The organism is Streptomyces sp. NPDC058195 (assembly GCF_042883525.1).
Taxonomy (GTDB): domain Bacteria; phylum Actinomycetota; class Actinomycetes; order Streptomycetales; family Streptomycetaceae; genus Streptomyces.
Genome location: NZ_JBHVVM010000007.1, coordinates 171,775 through 185,250 on the forward strand (window position 1 = coordinate 171,775; position 13,476 = coordinate 185,250).

A 13,476-nucleotide genomic window follows, 5' to 3' on the forward strand; every position below is an offset into this window, starting at 1 on the left:
CAAGGAGCCCAGCATGATTTCCCTCGACGGCAAGCGCGCGATCGTCACCGGCGGCGGAGCCGGGATCGGCCGCGCCACCGCACAGGTCCTCGCCGAACTCGGCGCCCGGGTGGTGATCGCCGACATCGACACGGACGGCGGCGAGCGCGCCGCGAAGGACACCGGCGGTGTCTTCGTGCGCTGCGACGTGGCGCGGCGCGAGGACTGCGAGGCCGTGGTGCGCACGGCACAGGAGCGGTTCGGCGGGGTCGACGTCCTCTTCAACAACGCGGGCATCATCCGCCGTTCCACGGTCTGCGAGATCACCGAGGACGACTGGGACCTGGTGATGGCGGTGAACATCCGCTCGGTGATGCTGATGAGCCGGCTGGTGATACCGGGCATGGCGGCACGGGGCGGCGGCTCCATCGTCAACACCGGCTCCGGGTGGGGCATCCGGGGCGGCGGCCGGGCCGTCTCGTACTGCGCGTCCAAGGGCGCCGTCGTCAACATGACCCGGGCCATGGCCATCGACCACGGCCCCGACAACATCCGGGTCAACTGCGTCTGTCCGGGCGACACCGCGACCGGGATGCTCGCCGACGAGGCCCGCCAGCTCGGCGAGAGCGCCGACGCCTTCTACGCCGACGCCGCCGACCGGCCCCTGGGCCGGATCGGGCAGCCCCGGGACATCGCCCAGACCGTGGCGTTCCTGGCCTCCGACGCCTCGGCGTTCCTGAGCGGGGCGGTCATTCCCGTCGACGGCGCCGGTACCGCGTGACGTTCGGGTAGCGGATAATCGACCGGACCGAAGGGGAGGGCAGCCGCACATGCCAATCGAAAACCGCCCGCTGCGCGAACAGGTCAAGGAGGAACTGATCAAGCGCCTCGGGCGCGGCACGATCGCGACCAGCTCACCGATCAACGAGGGGCAGCTGGCCACCGAGCTCGGCGTCAGCCGGACACCGCTGCGCGAGGCGCTGATCACGCTGGAGCGCGAGGGCGTCATCACCAGCGAGCGCGGCAAGGGTTTCCGCTTCACGCCGCTCAGCGCGCAGGAGTTCCGCGACCTGTCAGCGATCGTGGCGACGCTGGAGGCCCTCGCCCTGGAGTCGAGCGATCCGGAGCATCTGGTGGCGACGGCTCCCCGGCTGCTGGAGGAAGCCCGCGCCTTCTCGGCCCCGCAGGCCCCGCACGATGTCATAGAGCGGTACGACGACGCCTGGCACGATCTGCTCCTGTCCGGCTGCACCAACGACCGTCTGATGAAGCTGATCACCTCCCTGAAGGTGACGATGCACCGCTACGAGCGGGTGGCCCTGGGCGATCAGGACATCCTGGAGCGCTCCGCCGAGGAGCACGAGCGGATAGCGGAGTGCCTCCAGCGCGGCGACCTGGACGCGGCCGTCTCGGCGCTCAAGGAGAACTGGAACAGCGGAATGCACCGCATCCTGGAGCACCTGGAGGACTGACCGGGGCGGCGGACTCGGCCATCTGCCCGGAAGGTTCCCGCGGCGGTGACGCCGAGAGCGGATCCGCGCAGGGTGAACACCACCGGAGTTCACGGCTGTTCGCCCTAGCGTTCCCTCCATGAACAGGGGAAACGCATGGGTGCTGGGAGCGACGGGACAGATCGGACGGGTGGCCGTGCGGGCCCTCGCCGAGGACGGCTGGGAGGTGACGGCCGCCTCGCTCGGGGGCGGCCGGGACGAACGGTGGGACGGGGCCGTGCGCACGGCCGCCCTGGACCGGGACGCCGACGGGGCGCTCGCGGCGGCGCTGGGCGAGGGCTGCGACCTGCTGGTCGACATGGTGGCGTACCACAGGAGCCATGCCCTCCAGCTGACCGCTCTCGCCGACCGGATCGGCTCGGCGGTGGTCATCTCCAGTGGCGCGGTGTACGAGGACGAGCGGGGCCGCAGCTTCGACACGCAGGGCGAGCCGGGCGGCGCTCCGCACTACCCGGTGCCGATCCCGGAGTCGTACCGCACCTTGCCGCCCGGTGAGGCGACGTACGGGACGCGGAAGATCCAGCTGGAGCGCGATCTGCTGGCGGCCGGGGAGGCACTGCCGGTGACACTGCTGCGGGCCGGGGCGGTGCACGGCCCGCACTGCCGCTCGCCGCGTGAGCTGTACTTCGTGAAGCGGCTGCTGGACGGCCGGGAGCGGCGGGTGCTCGCCCTCGGCGGAAGGTCGCGCTTCCACCCGGTGCATGTCTCCAACCTGGCCGAGCTGATCCGGCTCGCGGCTCTGCGGCCCGGCTCGCGGGTGCTCAACGCCGGTGACCCGTACGCGCCGACGGTCGCGGAGATCGGTGAGGCCGTCGACGCGGTACTCGGCCGCAGCACCGAGACGGTGCTGCGCGAGGGGATGCCGGAGGAGGGCTTCGTCGGAATGACGCCGTGGAGCGGCGCGCATCCCATCGTGTACGACATGACGGCGGCCGGGCACGAGCTGGGCTACCGCCCGGTCACGGACTACATGGACTCGCTCCCGGAGACGGTCGGCTGGCTCGCGGCGCGGCTGGCGGACCGGGACTGGCGGGAGGTCTTCCCCGCCATGCTGCGGGCGTACGGGGAGAAGCTCTTCGACTACGCGGCGGAGGACGCCTGGCTGGCGGCGTACGACCGGCGGAGCTGAGACGGGCCGACGCTCGGCGGCGGCTCCTCGGCGGGATGCCGCCCCGCGCCCGGGCCGACTGCGCAGACTCCCCGGACATCGGCCCGCGCGGCCGGTTCTCCAGCGTCTCGGGGCCGGTGGCGGCGGCCGCATCGACGCCGCCCGCCGTGTGCGGTACCCATCGGGGCCGATGACGCGGCTCGGTCCGCGGCCCGGGTGCCGGTGAAACGGAGCGCCTTGCCGGAGCCCGCCCCGGCGGGCCTGCCCCGCGCGGCAGGCCAGCCGGGTGTCCCCGCCTCGGCGGACAGGGGCGCCCGGCCTTTCCGTACCCGGCGCGGGAACGGGGCACGCTCCGGGGCCGCTGGTACGGCGTTCAGCCGTCGTGCTCGTGACGACCCGCGTGCCCGGTGTGCCCGGTGTGACCGGTGTGCCCGGTGTGCTCCGCCGCGATGCCGAAGCGACGGCGTTCACCGGGAGCGGACAGCGCCGGGCCGACCGAGGAGACCGAGCTGATCACCCGCTCCTCGGTATTTTCCGCGCCCTGCTCCAGTCGTTCCAGGTCAGCGGCCGACACAAGCGCCACCAACGGCTTGCCGTGACGGGTCACGACCACGCGCTCGCCGCCGTAGACGACTCGGTTGATCAGTTCGGCGAGCTCAGCACGGGCTTGCGTCACAGGAATCTCGTAGGCCATGCTCCCATCCTAACCTTCTGTACGTCCTGTACATTTTCCACGGAAGCCCGAACGGGGCCCGTGTCCGTTCCGAAGGAGAGGCGTCACCATGCCGTTCCGCCCCGCAGCCCGCCATGTGCTGCCCGAGTTCACCGAGCGCACGACCGACGGTGTCCGCACCCTCGACCCGTACTCCAAGCTGCTGGCCGAGCGGATCATCTTCCTCGGCACCCCGGTCGACGACGCCGCCGCCTCGGATCTGATCGCGCAGTTCATGTACCTGGAGCACGCCGCCCCGGACCGGCCCGTCTCGCTCTACATCAACTCCCCCGGCGGCTCCTTCGAGGCCATGTCCGCGATCTACGACACCATGCAGTACGTGACCTGCGAGGTGGAGACCTTCTGCCTCGGCCAGGCAGGCCCCTGCGCCTCCGTACTGCTCGCCGCGGGCGCCCCTGGTCACCGGCACGCGCTGCCCGGCGCCCGGGTGCTCGTGCGCCAGCCCGAACTCCCCGAACCGGTACGGGGCCAGCCGTCCGACCTGGCCGTCGAGGCCCGGGAGATGGAACGGCTCCACACGCTGCTGATCGAACTGCTGGCGCGGCACACCGGCCGCGACACCGGACGGATCGCCGCGGACATCGAGCGCGACCTGATCCTCGACGCGGCGGGAGCACGGGCGTACGGCCTGGTGGATCACGTCCTGGAGAACCGGAACGCCTCCCGCCCACCGCACGCCGCGCGGTGAACGCACGATGCGACCGCCCGAACTCCCGCCGCTTCCCGCGCTGACCCGCGCCGAGGGAGAGTTCATCGACCGCTACCTCGACGTCGTCGACCAGCTCGGCCGGATCAACCCGGCCCGGGGCACCGACACCTACGGCGCGCTGCGCGCCGCTCAGGCACTGGCCTCGCACGCGGTGGCGCTGCGGGAAGCGCTGGCGCTGATGCACGAACGGGGGGAGGCACACATCCACACCGCGACGCTCGCACGGGCGCTGCGCGTGCTGGACGGTGAGCGGCGCGCCGGGCGCGTCACCGTACCCCCGGCTCCCACGATGTGACCGGAGCGTGCGCTCCGCCGTGGGCGAGGCGGGCGGCCGCACCGCCCACGGCCCTCACCCCGCCGCCGTGGCCGACACACCCGACACGGTGATCGGATTTCCTCGCTCGTTCGGCGTAGGAAGTCCCTCGCACGCGAGACCGCTCAACTTGCGCGTTTCACAGGGACAGTGACCGGAATCTACGCTTCCGTCGCTGGTACGGCGTGGGCCCGAAGCTCCGTCAGCAGCCCGGAGCGCACCATGTCCACCTGAATGGATCAGTCGTGAGGAGCCTCACATATCCCATTTTCGGCTCGGAAATCCGATGATCCGTGGGTCAAGATCCCTGGGACGACAAGCCCCCGCCACCGCGGCGGGGCGGTCCGGGCGGACGCCGAGTCCTGCCGCCGTCCGGATGCCTGGTCGACGAGAGTGGATCGGCAGGAGTGGAGGACCCAGGCACAACGGGTCGGCCCGGACACACCGGACGACCCTCGGGGTGAAGCCGCACCACGCGGCCGGGCGACTTCGCCGGCCCGAACCCGACAGGTCATCCTTCACAGGCGGCTGACGAAGGGTTGCGCATGTCTGCGCAGGTTCATGTCCCGTCTCTGTTCGTCCGGGCCGGAACGGCCTCGGTTCTCACTCTCGCCGCCGTCGGCGGCACCATGTTCGCCCCGGGTGTCCAGGCGGACGCCCAGGCCGCGACCGTATCGACGAAGGCGCTCGGCATCGCGGCATCGAAGAAGGGGGCGCCGTACCGCTGGGGCGCCGCCGGTCCCCACCGCTTCGACTGCTCGGGCCTGACCCTCTACGCGTTCAAGAAGGCCGGCAAGAAGCTCCCCCGCACCGCACAGCAGCAGTACAACCGGACCCGGCACGTCTCGGCCTCACGCCGGCAACGCGGCGACCTGGTCTTCTTCCACTACGGCCGCAGCGTCTACCACGTCGGGATCTACGCCGGAGCGGGCAGGATCTGGCACTCGCCCAGGAGCGGCGCGGTGGTCCGGCTGGAGAAGATCTGGACCAAGAGCGTCTACTACGGCCGGGTCGGCTGAGCCCGGCCGGTCCCCGAAGCCCCCGCCCGGCTCCGCACGGGCACCCGCCACGGCAGCACGACCCACACCGTCTTGCCGCCGTCGGAGGTGGGGGTGACGGTCAGCCGCCCGCCGCGCTGCTGCGCCAGACAGCGGATGATCCCCATGCCACGTCCGTTGTCCTGCCGCACCGCGGCGGGCGGTCGCCTGGGCCACTGCGGATGACTGTCCGTCACCCCCAGGCGGAACCTCTCCTCCTGGTCCAGCCGGAGGTCCACGGTGAAGGTGGGCGACTGCCCGAAGGTGTGCTGCACGACGTTGGTCGCCAGTTCGGAGACGATGAGCCGGACGCCGTCGACGAAATCGGCGTCGTCGGCCAGACCCCATCCGCCGAGCACCCCGACCACGTATCTGCGCGCCGCCGGAACCGAGACCGGATCGCTCGGCAGGGTGACGCATGCCCTCTGATGATCTGCCACAGCGTGCCGTCCTTCCCTCCCGGGCCGGTCCACCGATCGGGCCGGGCCGGGCCGCGCTTGGCGCCGGATTGCCCCTGATGCTGCCCGCTGTGGGGGTGCCACACCACAATATGCATATATCTATCGCTCAATGCGGTGAACTCTGCCACCTGCGCCTGTGAACGGCGGCACACTGTCCGGTCGGCGGAAGAGGGAGAGCGCGCATGCAGCACGGCCCCGCGGTGCGACGCCGCAAACTCGGGGAAGAACTGCGGAGCCTGCGCCACGCGTCGGGGCTCACCAGCCGGGAAGCGGCCCGGACACTCGGCTGGCACCAGTCGAAGGTGAGCCGGATCGAGACCGGCGTGAGCGGGGTGCATCCCGCCGACGTGAACCGGCTGCTGGACACGTACGGCGTGGACGACGCCCGGTTGCGCGGCCTCCTGGCGGCACTGGCGGGCTCGGCCGGTGGGGGCGGTACCGGCTGGTGGCATGCCTATCGCGGCCTGCTCCCGCCCCAGTACCGCGACTTCATCAGCCTGGAGTCGCAGGCGCGCACCGCACGCACACTGGAGACCTCGGTGGTGCCGGGGCTCCTGCAGACCGCCGACTACGCGCGTGCGGTGACCCGGGCCTCGCTGGACGGGCTGCCCGCCGGTCAGCTGGACTCGCTGGTGGAGGTGCGGCTGGCCCGGCAGGGGGTGCTGCGGACCGATCCGCCGCTGCGGCTGAGCGCGGTGCTCGACGAGGCGGTACTGCGGCGCCAGGTCGGCGGCTGCCGGGTGATGCGGGAGCAGCTGCGCCATCTGACCAGAGTGGCCCAGCTCCCCCACGTACGGCTCCAGTTGCTGCCGTTCGCGATGGGCGGGTACGCCGGGCTGACCGGGCCTTTCGTTATTTTCTCATTCCCGAACACTTCTGATCTGGATGTGGTCGTTCTTGACCATTTGACGAGTAGCCTCTATCTGGAGCGGAAAGAAGACCTTGAGGCGTACAGCTCGGCCTTCCGCACCATGCAGGCGCACGCGCTGTCGCCGGAGCACTCGCTGGACCTCATCGCCGCGATCGACCGCGGCGCACAGTGAACCGGACCGCCCGGAGGGACCTCATGTCGGACTGCCTGGCACAGCACGGCTCGGACTGGCGGCGCAGCAGCCGCAGCACGGGCATGAACAACTGCGTGGAGACCGCGCCCGTCTCCGACGGACGGCTCGCCGTGCGGGACTCCAAGGACCTGTCCAGAACGCCGTTACGGTTCTCCGCGACGGCCTGGACCTCCTTCGTCACCGGTCTGCACCGGACTCTGGCCGGCTGACGGCCGCGGTCCGGTGCCAGCTCGGAACGGCTGACGGCCCGGCCGGATGGCGGTGCGGCCAGCCGCGCGGCCGGCCAGCGCCTCCTGACAGCTGGTCGGGGGCGGTGCGGTCAGCTGGCGGGGGCGGTCCGCACGACGGTCTCCACGGCGGTGGTGATCTCCTCCTCGGTCAGGTCGGCGCGCGCGGTCAGCCGGAGCCGGGACACCCCGTCGGGCACCGACGGGGGACGGAAACAGCCGACGAGGACACCGGCCGCACGGCAGTCAGCCGCCCAGCGCACCGCCGCGTCCGCCGAGGGCGCGCGGACCGACACCACCGCCGCGTCGGGCCGTACGGCGGACAGTCCGGCCGCGGTCAGCCGTTGGTGGAGCACGGTGGCCACCGCACGGACCCGTTCGGCCCGTCCGGGCTCGCGGCGCAGCAGCCGCAGGCCTGCGAGGGCGGCGCCCGCGGCGGCCGGTGCGAGGCCGGTGTCGAAGATGAACGTCCGGGCCGTGTTGACGAGGTGGTCGATGACCCGGGCCGGACCGAGAATGGCTCCGCCCTGGCTGCCGAGGGACTTGGAGAGGGTCAGCGTGAGGACGGTCCCGGCGTCGCCCGCGAGCCCGGCGGCGGCCAATGCGCCCCGGCCGCCCGCCCCCAGCACGCCCAGTCCGTGCGCGTCGTCGACGAGCAGCGCGGAGTCCTCCGTACGGCAGATCCCGGCCAGTTCGGACAGCGGCGCCGCGTCGCCGTCGACCGAGAAGACCGAGTCCGTGACGACCAGCGCCCGCCCGTCGCGCGTCCGCAGGGCTTTGCGTACGGCCTCGGGTTCGGCGTGCGGCACGACGGCGGTCCGGGCGCGGGAGAGCCGGCAGCCGTCCACGATCGAGGCGTGGTTGCCCGCGTCCGAGACGATCAGTGAGCCGTGTCCGGTGAGCGCCGTGACGGCGGCGAGGTTGGCCGCGTAGCCGGAGGACAGCACCAGGGCCGCCTCGAAACCGCAGAACTCCGCCAGTTCCTGTTCGAGCGCGGCGTGGAGTGCGGTGGAGCCGGTGACCAGTCGTGAACCGGTCGCGCCCGCGCCCCATTCGCGCGCGGCCGCGGCCGCGGCCCCGGTGATGCCGGGGTGTCTGGCCAGCCCCAGGTAGTCGTTGCTCGCGAGGTCGAGGAGCCCGCAGACGGCGGGCCGGGGACGCAGGACACGGACGAGTCCGGCGTCGGCACGACGGCGTGCCTCGGCGTCGGTCCAGCTGAACGGGTCGAAGGACATGAGCGGTCCCTTTTGTAGGCAGCTCACAGACCTTAACCGCGGGCACGTCCGGTCATGGTGTGGCAATACACACACCCTCGACAGGTAGTGTTGTCCGGTTCCTCCTTGGCTGCGGGACCTGTGTAGGACAGGATCTTCGCCATGGACCTCCTGACCACGCTGGTGGACAAGGGCCTGCGGCGCGAGCCGCCGACCCGTGAAGAAGCCCTCGCCGTGCTGGCGACCCCGGACGACGACCTGCTCGAAGTGGTGGCCGCGGCCGGGAAGGTACGCCGTCAGTGGTTCGGGCGGCGCGTGAAACTGAACTACCTGGTCAATCTCAAGTCCGGCCTGTGCCCCGAGGACTGCTCGTACTGCTCGCAGCGGCTCGGTTCGAAGGCCGAGATCCTCAAGTACACCTGGCTGAAGCCCGATGAGGCTTCGAAGGCGGCCGCCGCCGGAGTTGCGGGCGGGGCCAAGCGGGTGTGCCTGGTGGCGAGCGGACGCGGCCCCACGGACCGCGACGTCGACCGGGTCTCGCAGACCATCGAAGCGATCAAGGAACAGAACGAGGGCGTCGAGGTGTGCGCCTGCCTCGGCCTGCTCTCCGACGGCCAGGCCGAACGGCTGCGGTCGGCGGGTGCCGACGCGTACAACCACAACCTCAACACGTCCGAGGCAACGTACGGGGACATCACCACCACCCACACCTACGCCGACCGGGTGGCGACCGTGCACCAGGCCCAGTCCGCCGGGCTCTCGGCGTGTTCCGGGCTGATCGCGGGCATGGGCGAGAGCGACGCCGACCTGGTCGACGTCGTCTTCTCGCTGCGCGAACTGGACCCGGACTCGGTACCGGTGAACTTCCTGATCCCGTTCGAGGGAACGCCGCTGGCCAAGGAGTGGAACCTCACCCCGCAGCGCTGTCTGCGGATTCTGGCGATGGTCCGGTTCGTCTGCCCGGACGTGGAGGTGCGGCTCGCGGGCGGACGCGAGGTGCATCTGCGCTCGATGCAGCCGCTGGCCCTGCACCTGGTGAACTCGATCTTCCTGGGCGACTACCTCACCAGCGAGGGCCAGGCCGGTCAGGCGGATCTGGACATGATCGCGGACGCCGGTTTCGAGGTGGAGGGGGCGGGCACGACGACGCTGCCCGCGCACCGGGCGGAGCAGGGCGGCCCGTGCGGATCACACGACGGCGGATGCGCCCCCTGCGGTGACACGCCGGAGGCGGACCCGGCCGGGCCCGCCGACGTACCGGCCGCGCGCGCCGGACTGGTGGCGGTCCGCCGTCGCGGCGCGGGAACGGATCTCGCCCCCAATGCCTGACGCGCTCTCCCCTGCCGAGTTGCGCTCCCTGGACCGGGCCCATGTCTGGCATCCGTACGGCCCGATGCCGGGGCGTCAGGATCCGCTGGTCGTGGAGTCCGCGTCCGGGGTACGGCTCAGGCTGGCCGAACCAGCCCATGGCCGGACCGAGTTGATCGACGGCATGTCGTCCTGGTGGTCCGCGGTACACGGCTACAACCATCCGGTCCTCAACGAGGCGGCCCACGAGCAGCTGGACCGGATGAGCCATGTGATGTTCGGCGGCCTCACCCATGAGCCCGCCGTGCGGCTGGCCACCCGGCTGGTCGCGATCACCCCGGAACCACTGCGGCACGTCTTCCTCTCCGACTCGGGGTCGGTCTCCGTCGAGGTCGCGGTCAAGATGTGCCTGCAGTACTGGCGTTCGGCCGGTCGGCCCGCCAAGCAGCGGCTGCTGACCTGGCGCGGCGGCTATCACGGGGACACCTGGCAGCCGATGTCGGTGTGCGACCCCGAGGGCGGTATGCACGAGCTCTGGTCGGGCGTCCTGCCCCGTCAGGTCTTCGCCAGCGAGCCGCCTTCCGGCTTCGACGCGGAGCCGGACGCCGCCTACGTACGGCATCTGCGGGAGCTGATCGCCGAGCATGCCGACCGGCTGGCGGCGGTGATCGTGGAGCCGGTGGTGCAGGGTGCGGGCGGGATGCGGTTCCACTCCCCCGCGTATCTGCGGGTGCTGCGCGAGGCGTGCGACGCGCACGACGTGCTGCTGGTGTTCGACGAGATCGCCACGGGTTTCGGCCGGACCGGAAAGCTGTTCGCCGCGGAACACTCCGGGGTCGCGCCCGATGTGATGTGTGTGGGCAAGGCGTTGACCGGCGGCTATCTGACGATGGCGGCGACGCTGTGCACCTCCCGGGTGGCGGAGGGCATCTCGCGGGGCGAGGTGCCGGTGCTCGCGCACGGCCCGACGTTCATGGGCAATCCGCTCGCCGCCTCGGTGGCGTGTGCCTCGATCGACCTGCTGCTCGGCCAGGACTGGGAGCATGAGGTGAAGCGCGTCGGAGCGGGGCTGCGCGAGGGTCTCGCCCCGGCGTCCGGGCTGCCCGGGGTGCGGGACGTACGGGTGCTGGGCGCGATCGGCGTCGTACAGCTCGATCACGAGGTGGACATGGCGGCCGCGACCCGGGCCGCGATACGGGAAGGGGTGTGGCTCCGGCCGTTCCGCGACCTGGTGTACACCATGCCGCCGTATGTGACGGGTGACGAGGACGTGGCGCGGATCTGCCGTGCCGTGTGCGCGGCCGCGCGGGAGGGATGAGATGACGATTCTGGTGGTGACCGGCACGGGCACCGAGATCGGCAAGACGATCGTGACGGCGGCCGTGGCCGCGGCGCACGCGGACCGCCGCGTCGCGGTGCTCAAACCGGCCCAGACCGGCCTGGCCCCCGGCGAACCGGGGGACGCCGACGAGGTGGCGCGGCTGGCCGGTGACCATGTCACGGCTCTTGAGCTGGCCCGCTTCCCCGAGCCCCTGGCCCCGGCGACCGCCGCCCGCAGGTCCGGTCTCCCGCCGGTAGGCCCGCACGAGGTCGCCGACGCGGCGCTCAAGCTGGCGGTCGAGCACGACCTGGTCCTGATCGAGGGCGCGGGCGGGCTGCTCGTCCGGTTCGACGACGGGGGCTCGACCCTCGCCGACGCCGCCCGCCTGCTGGCCGCCCCGGTGCTGGTCGTGACGCCCGCCGGGCTGGGCACGCTCAACACCGCGGCGCTGACCGCGGAGGCCTTGCGGGCCCGGGGGCTGGAGTGCCGGGGCGTGGTGGTGGGCAGCATGCCCGCCGAGCCGGATCTCGCGGCGCGCTGCAATCTGGCGGACCTTCCCGTGGTGACGGGCGCCCCGTTGCTGGGTGCGGTGCCAGCCGGTGCGGGGGCGCTGGACCCCGCGGACTTCCGGGCGCGGGCACGGAGCTGGCTCGCGGCGGACCTGGGCGGGGATCGCTGACCCGGGCCGCCGGGGCGGGGAGGGCCCGGCGCAGGCGCGGCATCACCAGCAGTGCGGCCTCACGGGAGATGCGGACCGCGTGGAAAGCGCGGCATCACGCGTGAGTGCGGACCGCGTGGAAGGCGCGGCATCACAGGGAGTGCGGACCGCATGGAAGGCGCGGCCCGCACGGCTGCCGCAGGTCACAGGCTCCACTGGCGGAGCTCGTCGGCGATGGCCCGTACGTCGGCCTTGCCCTCCTTCACCAGCCTGGCCAGGTCCCGGACCTGCTCAGGCGAGGTGATGACCTTGAGTCCGGAGGCCACGAGGTACCCGTACGCGACGGCCGAGGAGAACATCGCGTTGGAGTGTTCGAGCGCGGGAACGTGGAGCAGCAGCTGAAGGAGCGCCGCGGCCCGGGAGTGCGGGTCGCTGTACACGGGGCTGCCGAAGATCTCGGCCTCATGACGGGCCACCGCGGCGACGAGCGCTCCCCAGTCGACGACCTGCGGATCACCGGGGGTCTTGTGCTCAGCGACCATGAGCAGCCAGGAAAGGTCGATCTGCAGGTTCAACGCGTGCCTTTGCGCTCCGGGCCGAACTCCTCGGCGAACACCGACTCGTACTGCTTCATGAAATCGGCCGCTGCCTCGACGAAGGTGTGTCCGACCTCGCCCGCGTCCTGCCGTACGAGCTCTTCTATGTAGCGGTTCACGCTCATCCCCCTCTGCAGCGCGCGTTGCCGCGCGGCCTCGGCGGTGGCCTCGTCCACTCTCACGTTCAGCTGGGTCTTGGGCACCTCACCACGCTAGCGCCAGGGCGCTAGCAGCGGCAAGAGGAGGCCGGGCGCCCCGCACACGGAGTCCGGGGCCCGGAGCCGGGCACGGAAGAGCACTCGGCGCGGCCTCCAGCGGGCCGCCGACAGGCCCGAAACGGCCCGGTGGATGTGATGCCACCCATAGGGCCTAGATCACATACTGGGCTGGTTAGTAGATGCCGGGGCCGCGGCAAGCACGGGAAAACCACTCCGAAACAGAGCATTTCGGACATTGCTCCGTATTCGGGTAGTACGTCACATCGTTGACCCCTGGCCGGACCGCCGCTAACCATGGTTGTCATCACGGGGAGCCACGGCAGGCCCGGACACACCACCGGACCCACCCGCCTCGTCCCGCATCTCGCGGATCCCGCCCCACCGCCACCACCGGCACCCGGGCGGTCTCATTCCACCCACAGGAGTTACTTCCGCATGACTGCTCGCGCCCTGAACCGCTCCAGCCGCATCCGCAACCTGGCCATCACCGCCCTCACCACCACCGCCGCGGCTGCCGCAGCCCTCACCCTGACCCCCGCCTCCGCACACGCCGCGGAGACCAAGCAGACCGCCGTCGCGGTCACGGCCAGTGACGCCCAGGGCCAGCAGACCGGCACGGCGTACGCGAACAACCTCGACGGCTGGATCAAGGAATCCCTGGACATCATGAAGGCCAAGGGCATCCCCGGCAGCTACGAGGGCCTGCACCGCAACATCATGCGCGAGTCCAGCGGCAACCCCAACGCCGAGAACGGCTGGGACGTCAACGCCCAGAACGGCACCCCGTCCAAGGGCCTGCTGCAGGTCATCCAGCCGACCTTCAACGCCTACCACGTCGCCGGCACGGCCCACGACCTCACCGACCCGGTCGCCAACATCACCGCCGCCGCCAACTACGCCGCCAACCGCTACGGCTCGATCGACAACGTCAACTCGGCTTACTGATCCGGGTATCCGTACCGGCACGCTCCACCACGACGCGTCCGCACCGCGGCGGACCGTCCACCACGCGGAACACG

17 protein-coding genes and 1 riboswitch are annotated in these 13,476 nt (G+C 71.6%); of the genes, 12 read left to right on the forward strand and 5 right to left on the reverse strand.

The features are described from left to right. Positions 1-13 precede the first annotated feature (13 nt). The 3 genes from ACFVWY_RS11710 to ACFVWY_RS11720 all read left to right on the forward strand — a co-directional run bounded on the left by ACFVWY_RS11710 (position 14) and on the right by ACFVWY_RS11720 (position 2,619). A complete protein-coding gene (locus tag ACFVWY_RS11710; protein WP_389870065.1) occupies positions 14-760 on the forward strand; it encodes an SDR family NAD(P)-dependent oxidoreductase in 747 nt (248 codons plus the stop codon). A gap of 49 nt (positions 761-809) precedes the next feature. Next, positions 810-1,451 (forward strand): GntR family transcriptional regulator, encoded by a 642-nt coding sequence (locus ACFVWY_RS11715; protein ID WP_389870067.1) that lies wholly within the window; start codon positions 810-812, stop codon positions 1,449-1,451. Positions 1,452-1,569: 118 nt separating this feature from the next. Next, on the forward strand, positions 1,570-2,619 hold the full coding sequence (locus ACFVWY_RS11720; RefSeq protein WP_389870070.1) for an NAD-dependent epimerase/dehydratase family protein: 1,050 nt from the start codon (positions 1,570-1,572) through the stop codon (positions 2,617-2,619). Positions 2,620-2,971: 352 nt separating this feature from the next. On the opposite strand, the gene ACFVWY_RS11725 is transcribed toward ACFVWY_RS11720, so the two are convergent. Continuing rightward, the gene (locus tag ACFVWY_RS11725) at positions 2,972-3,292 is read right to left on the reverse strand and encodes a type II toxin-antitoxin system Phd/YefM family antitoxin (protein ID WP_389870073.1); all 321 of its coding nucleotides are present in this window, start codon (positions 3,290-3,292) and stop codon (positions 2,972-2,974) included. 88 nt (positions 3,293-3,380) lie between these two features. On the opposite strand from ACFVWY_RS11725, the gene ACFVWY_RS11730 reads away from it, so the two are divergent. The 3 genes from ACFVWY_RS11730 (at position 3,381) to ACFVWY_RS11740 (ending at position 5,372) form a co-directional block, all read left to right on the forward strand. After that, the gene (locus tag ACFVWY_RS11730; RefSeq protein WP_389870076.1) at positions 3,381-4,019 is read left to right on the forward strand and encodes an ATP-dependent Clp protease proteolytic subunit; all 639 of its coding nucleotides are present in this window, start codon (positions 3,381-3,383) and stop codon (positions 4,017-4,019) included. A gap of 7 nt (positions 4,020-4,026) precedes the next feature. Continuing rightward, positions 4,027-4,335: a hypothetical protein gene (locus ACFVWY_RS11735; protein ID WP_389870079.1), complete on the forward strand. Its 309-nt coding sequence runs from the start codon at positions 4,027-4,029 to the stop codon at positions 4,333-4,335. A 361-nt stretch (positions 4,336-4,696) separates the two neighbouring features. Next, positions 4,697-4,895, forward strand: a riboswitch (cyclic di-AMP (ydaO/yuaA leader). 3 nt (positions 4,896-4,898) lie between these two features. Further along, the gene (locus ACFVWY_RS11740; protein ID WP_389870082.1) at positions 4,899-5,372 is read left to right on the forward strand and encodes a C40 family peptidase; all 474 of its coding nucleotides are present in this window, start codon (positions 4,899-4,901) and stop codon (positions 5,370-5,372) included. Here ACFVWY_RS11740 and ACFVWY_RS11745 read toward each other — a convergent pair. Beyond that, on the reverse strand, positions 5,354-5,830 hold the full coding sequence (locus ACFVWY_RS11745) for an ATP-binding protein (protein WP_389870085.1): 477 nt from the start codon (positions 5,828-5,830) through the stop codon (positions 5,354-5,356). The two genes, ACFVWY_RS11740 and ACFVWY_RS11745, sit on opposite strands and share 19 nt — an antisense overlap. A gap of 203 nt (positions 5,831-6,033) precedes the next feature. Here ACFVWY_RS11745 and ACFVWY_RS11750 point away from each other — a divergent pair, with 203 nt between their 5' ends. Both ACFVWY_RS11750 and ACFVWY_RS11755 read left to right on the forward strand, forming a co-directional pair. After that, positions 6,034-6,894, forward strand: a complete 861-nt coding sequence (locus tag ACFVWY_RS11750) for a helix-turn-helix domain-containing protein (RefSeq protein WP_389870087.1) — start codon at positions 6,034-6,036, stop codon at positions 6,892-6,894. 23 nt (positions 6,895-6,917) lie between these two features. Then, positions 6,918-7,124: a DUF397 domain-containing protein gene (locus ACFVWY_RS11755; RefSeq protein ID WP_389870089.1), complete on the forward strand. Its 207-nt coding sequence runs from the start codon at positions 6,918-6,920 to the stop codon at positions 7,122-7,124. Between the two features lie 110 nt (positions 7,125-7,234). On the opposite strand, the gene ACFVWY_RS11760 is transcribed toward ACFVWY_RS11755, so the two are convergent. Beyond that, complete coding sequence (locus ACFVWY_RS11760) at positions 7,235-8,377, reverse strand: 8-amino-7-oxononanoate synthase (RefSeq protein ID WP_389870091.1); 1,143 nt, start codon at positions 8,375-8,377, stop codon at positions 7,235-7,237. A gap of 141 nt (positions 8,378-8,518) precedes the next feature. Between ACFVWY_RS11760 and bioB the strand changes: the two genes are divergently transcribed. The 3 genes from bioB to bioD are packed head-to-tail and all read left to right on the forward strand — an operon-like array spanning position 8,519 to position 11,664. Beyond that, a complete protein-coding gene (bioB, locus tag ACFVWY_RS11765) occupies positions 8,519-9,685 on the forward strand; it encodes a biotin synthase BioB (RefSeq protein ID WP_389870094.1) in 1,167 nt (388 codons plus the stop codon). Beyond that, the gene (locus ACFVWY_RS11770) at positions 9,678-10,982 is read left to right on the forward strand and encodes an adenosylmethionine--8-amino-7-oxononanoate transaminase (protein ID WP_389870097.1); all 1,305 of its coding nucleotides are present in this window, start codon (positions 9,678-9,680) and stop codon (positions 10,980-10,982) included. Before bioB ends, ACFVWY_RS11770 begins: the two co-directional genes overlap by 8 nt. Before the next feature lies 1 nt (position 10,983). Beyond that, the gene (gene bioD / locus ACFVWY_RS11775) at positions 10,984-11,664 is read left to right on the forward strand and encodes a dethiobiotin synthase (protein WP_389870100.1); all 681 of its coding nucleotides are present in this window, start codon (positions 10,984-10,986) and stop codon (positions 11,662-11,664) included. A gap of 182 nt (positions 11,665-11,846) precedes the next feature. On the opposite strand, the gene ACFVWY_RS11780 is transcribed toward bioD, so the two are convergent. Together ACFVWY_RS11780 and ACFVWY_RS11785 are read right to left on the reverse strand one after the other, a co-directional pair. Then, positions 11,847-12,218: a fic family toxin-antitoxin system, toxin component gene (locus ACFVWY_RS11780; RefSeq protein WP_093551070.1), complete on the reverse strand. Its 372-nt coding sequence runs from the start codon at positions 12,216-12,218 to the stop codon at positions 11,847-11,849. Then, positions 12,215-12,442: an antitoxin gene (locus ACFVWY_RS11785; RefSeq protein ID WP_093551072.1), complete on the reverse strand. Its 228-nt coding sequence runs from the start codon at positions 12,440-12,442 to the stop codon at positions 12,215-12,217. The genes ACFVWY_RS11780 and ACFVWY_RS11785 overlap by 4 nt, the downstream gene beginning before the upstream one ends. Before the next feature lie 450 nt (positions 12,443-12,892). Between ACFVWY_RS11785 and ACFVWY_RS11790 the strand changes: the two genes are divergently transcribed. After that, positions 12,893-13,402 carry a transglycosylase SLT domain-containing protein gene (locus tag ACFVWY_RS11790; protein ID WP_389870102.1) on the forward strand — a complete coding sequence of 170 codons (510 nt, stop codon included), beginning with the start codon at positions 12,893-12,895 and terminating at the stop codon, positions 13,400-13,402. The last annotated feature ends 74 nt before the right edge of the window (positions 13,403-13,476 follow it).

Bases quoted from the DNA above. Each gene is read 5' to 3' on its own strand.
- ACFVWY_RS11710 (WP_389870065.1), top strand. From the start codon at position 14: ATGATTTCCCTCGACGGCAAGCGCGCGATCGTCACCGGCGGCGGAGCC.
- ACFVWY_RS11715 (WP_389870067.1), top strand. From the start codon at position 810: ATGCCAATCGAAAACCGCCCGCTGCGCGAACAGGTCAAGGAGGAACTG.
- ACFVWY_RS11720 (WP_389870070.1), top strand. From the start codon at position 1,570: ATGAACAGGGGAAACGCATGGGTGCTGGGAGCGACGGGACAGATCGGA.
- ACFVWY_RS11725 (WP_389870073.1), bottom strand. From the start codon at position 3,292: ATGGCCTACGAGATTCCTGTGACGCAAGCCCGTGCTGAGCTCGCCGAA.
- ACFVWY_RS11730 (WP_389870076.1), top strand. From the start codon at position 3,381: ATGCCGTTCCGCCCCGCAGCCCGCCATGTGCTGCCCGAGTTCACCGAG.
- ACFVWY_RS11735 (WP_389870079.1), top strand. From the start codon at position 4,027: ATGCGACCGCCCGAACTCCCGCCGCTTCCCGCGCTGACCCGCGCCGAG.
- ACFVWY_RS11740 (WP_389870082.1), top strand. From the start codon at position 4,899: ATGTCTGCGCAGGTTCATGTCCCGTCTCTGTTCGTCCGGGCCGGAACG.
- ACFVWY_RS11750 (WP_389870087.1), top strand. From the start codon at position 6,034: ATGCAGCACGGCCCCGCGGTGCGACGCCGCAAACTCGGGGAAGAACTG.
- ACFVWY_RS11755 (WP_389870089.1), top strand. From the start codon at position 6,918: ATGTCGGACTGCCTGGCACAGCACGGCTCGGACTGGCGGCGCAGCAGC.
- ACFVWY_RS11760 (WP_389870091.1), bottom strand. From the start codon at position 8,377: ATGTCCTTCGACCCGTTCAGCTGGACCGACGCCGAGGCACGCCGTCGT.
- bioB (WP_389870094.1), top strand. From the start codon at position 8,519: ATGGACCTCCTGACCACGCTGGTGGACAAGGGCCTGCGGCGCGAGCCG.
- ACFVWY_RS11770 (WP_389870097.1), top strand. From the start codon at position 9,678: ATGCCTGACGCGCTCTCCCCTGCCGAGTTGCGCTCCCTGGACCGGGCC.
- bioD (WP_389870100.1), top strand. From the start codon at position 10,984: ATGACGATTCTGGTGGTGACCGGCACGGGCACCGAGATCGGCAAGACG.
- ACFVWY_RS11790 (WP_389870102.1), top strand. From the start codon at position 12,893: ATGACTGCTCGCGCCCTGAACCGCTCCAGCCGCATCCGCAACCTGGCC.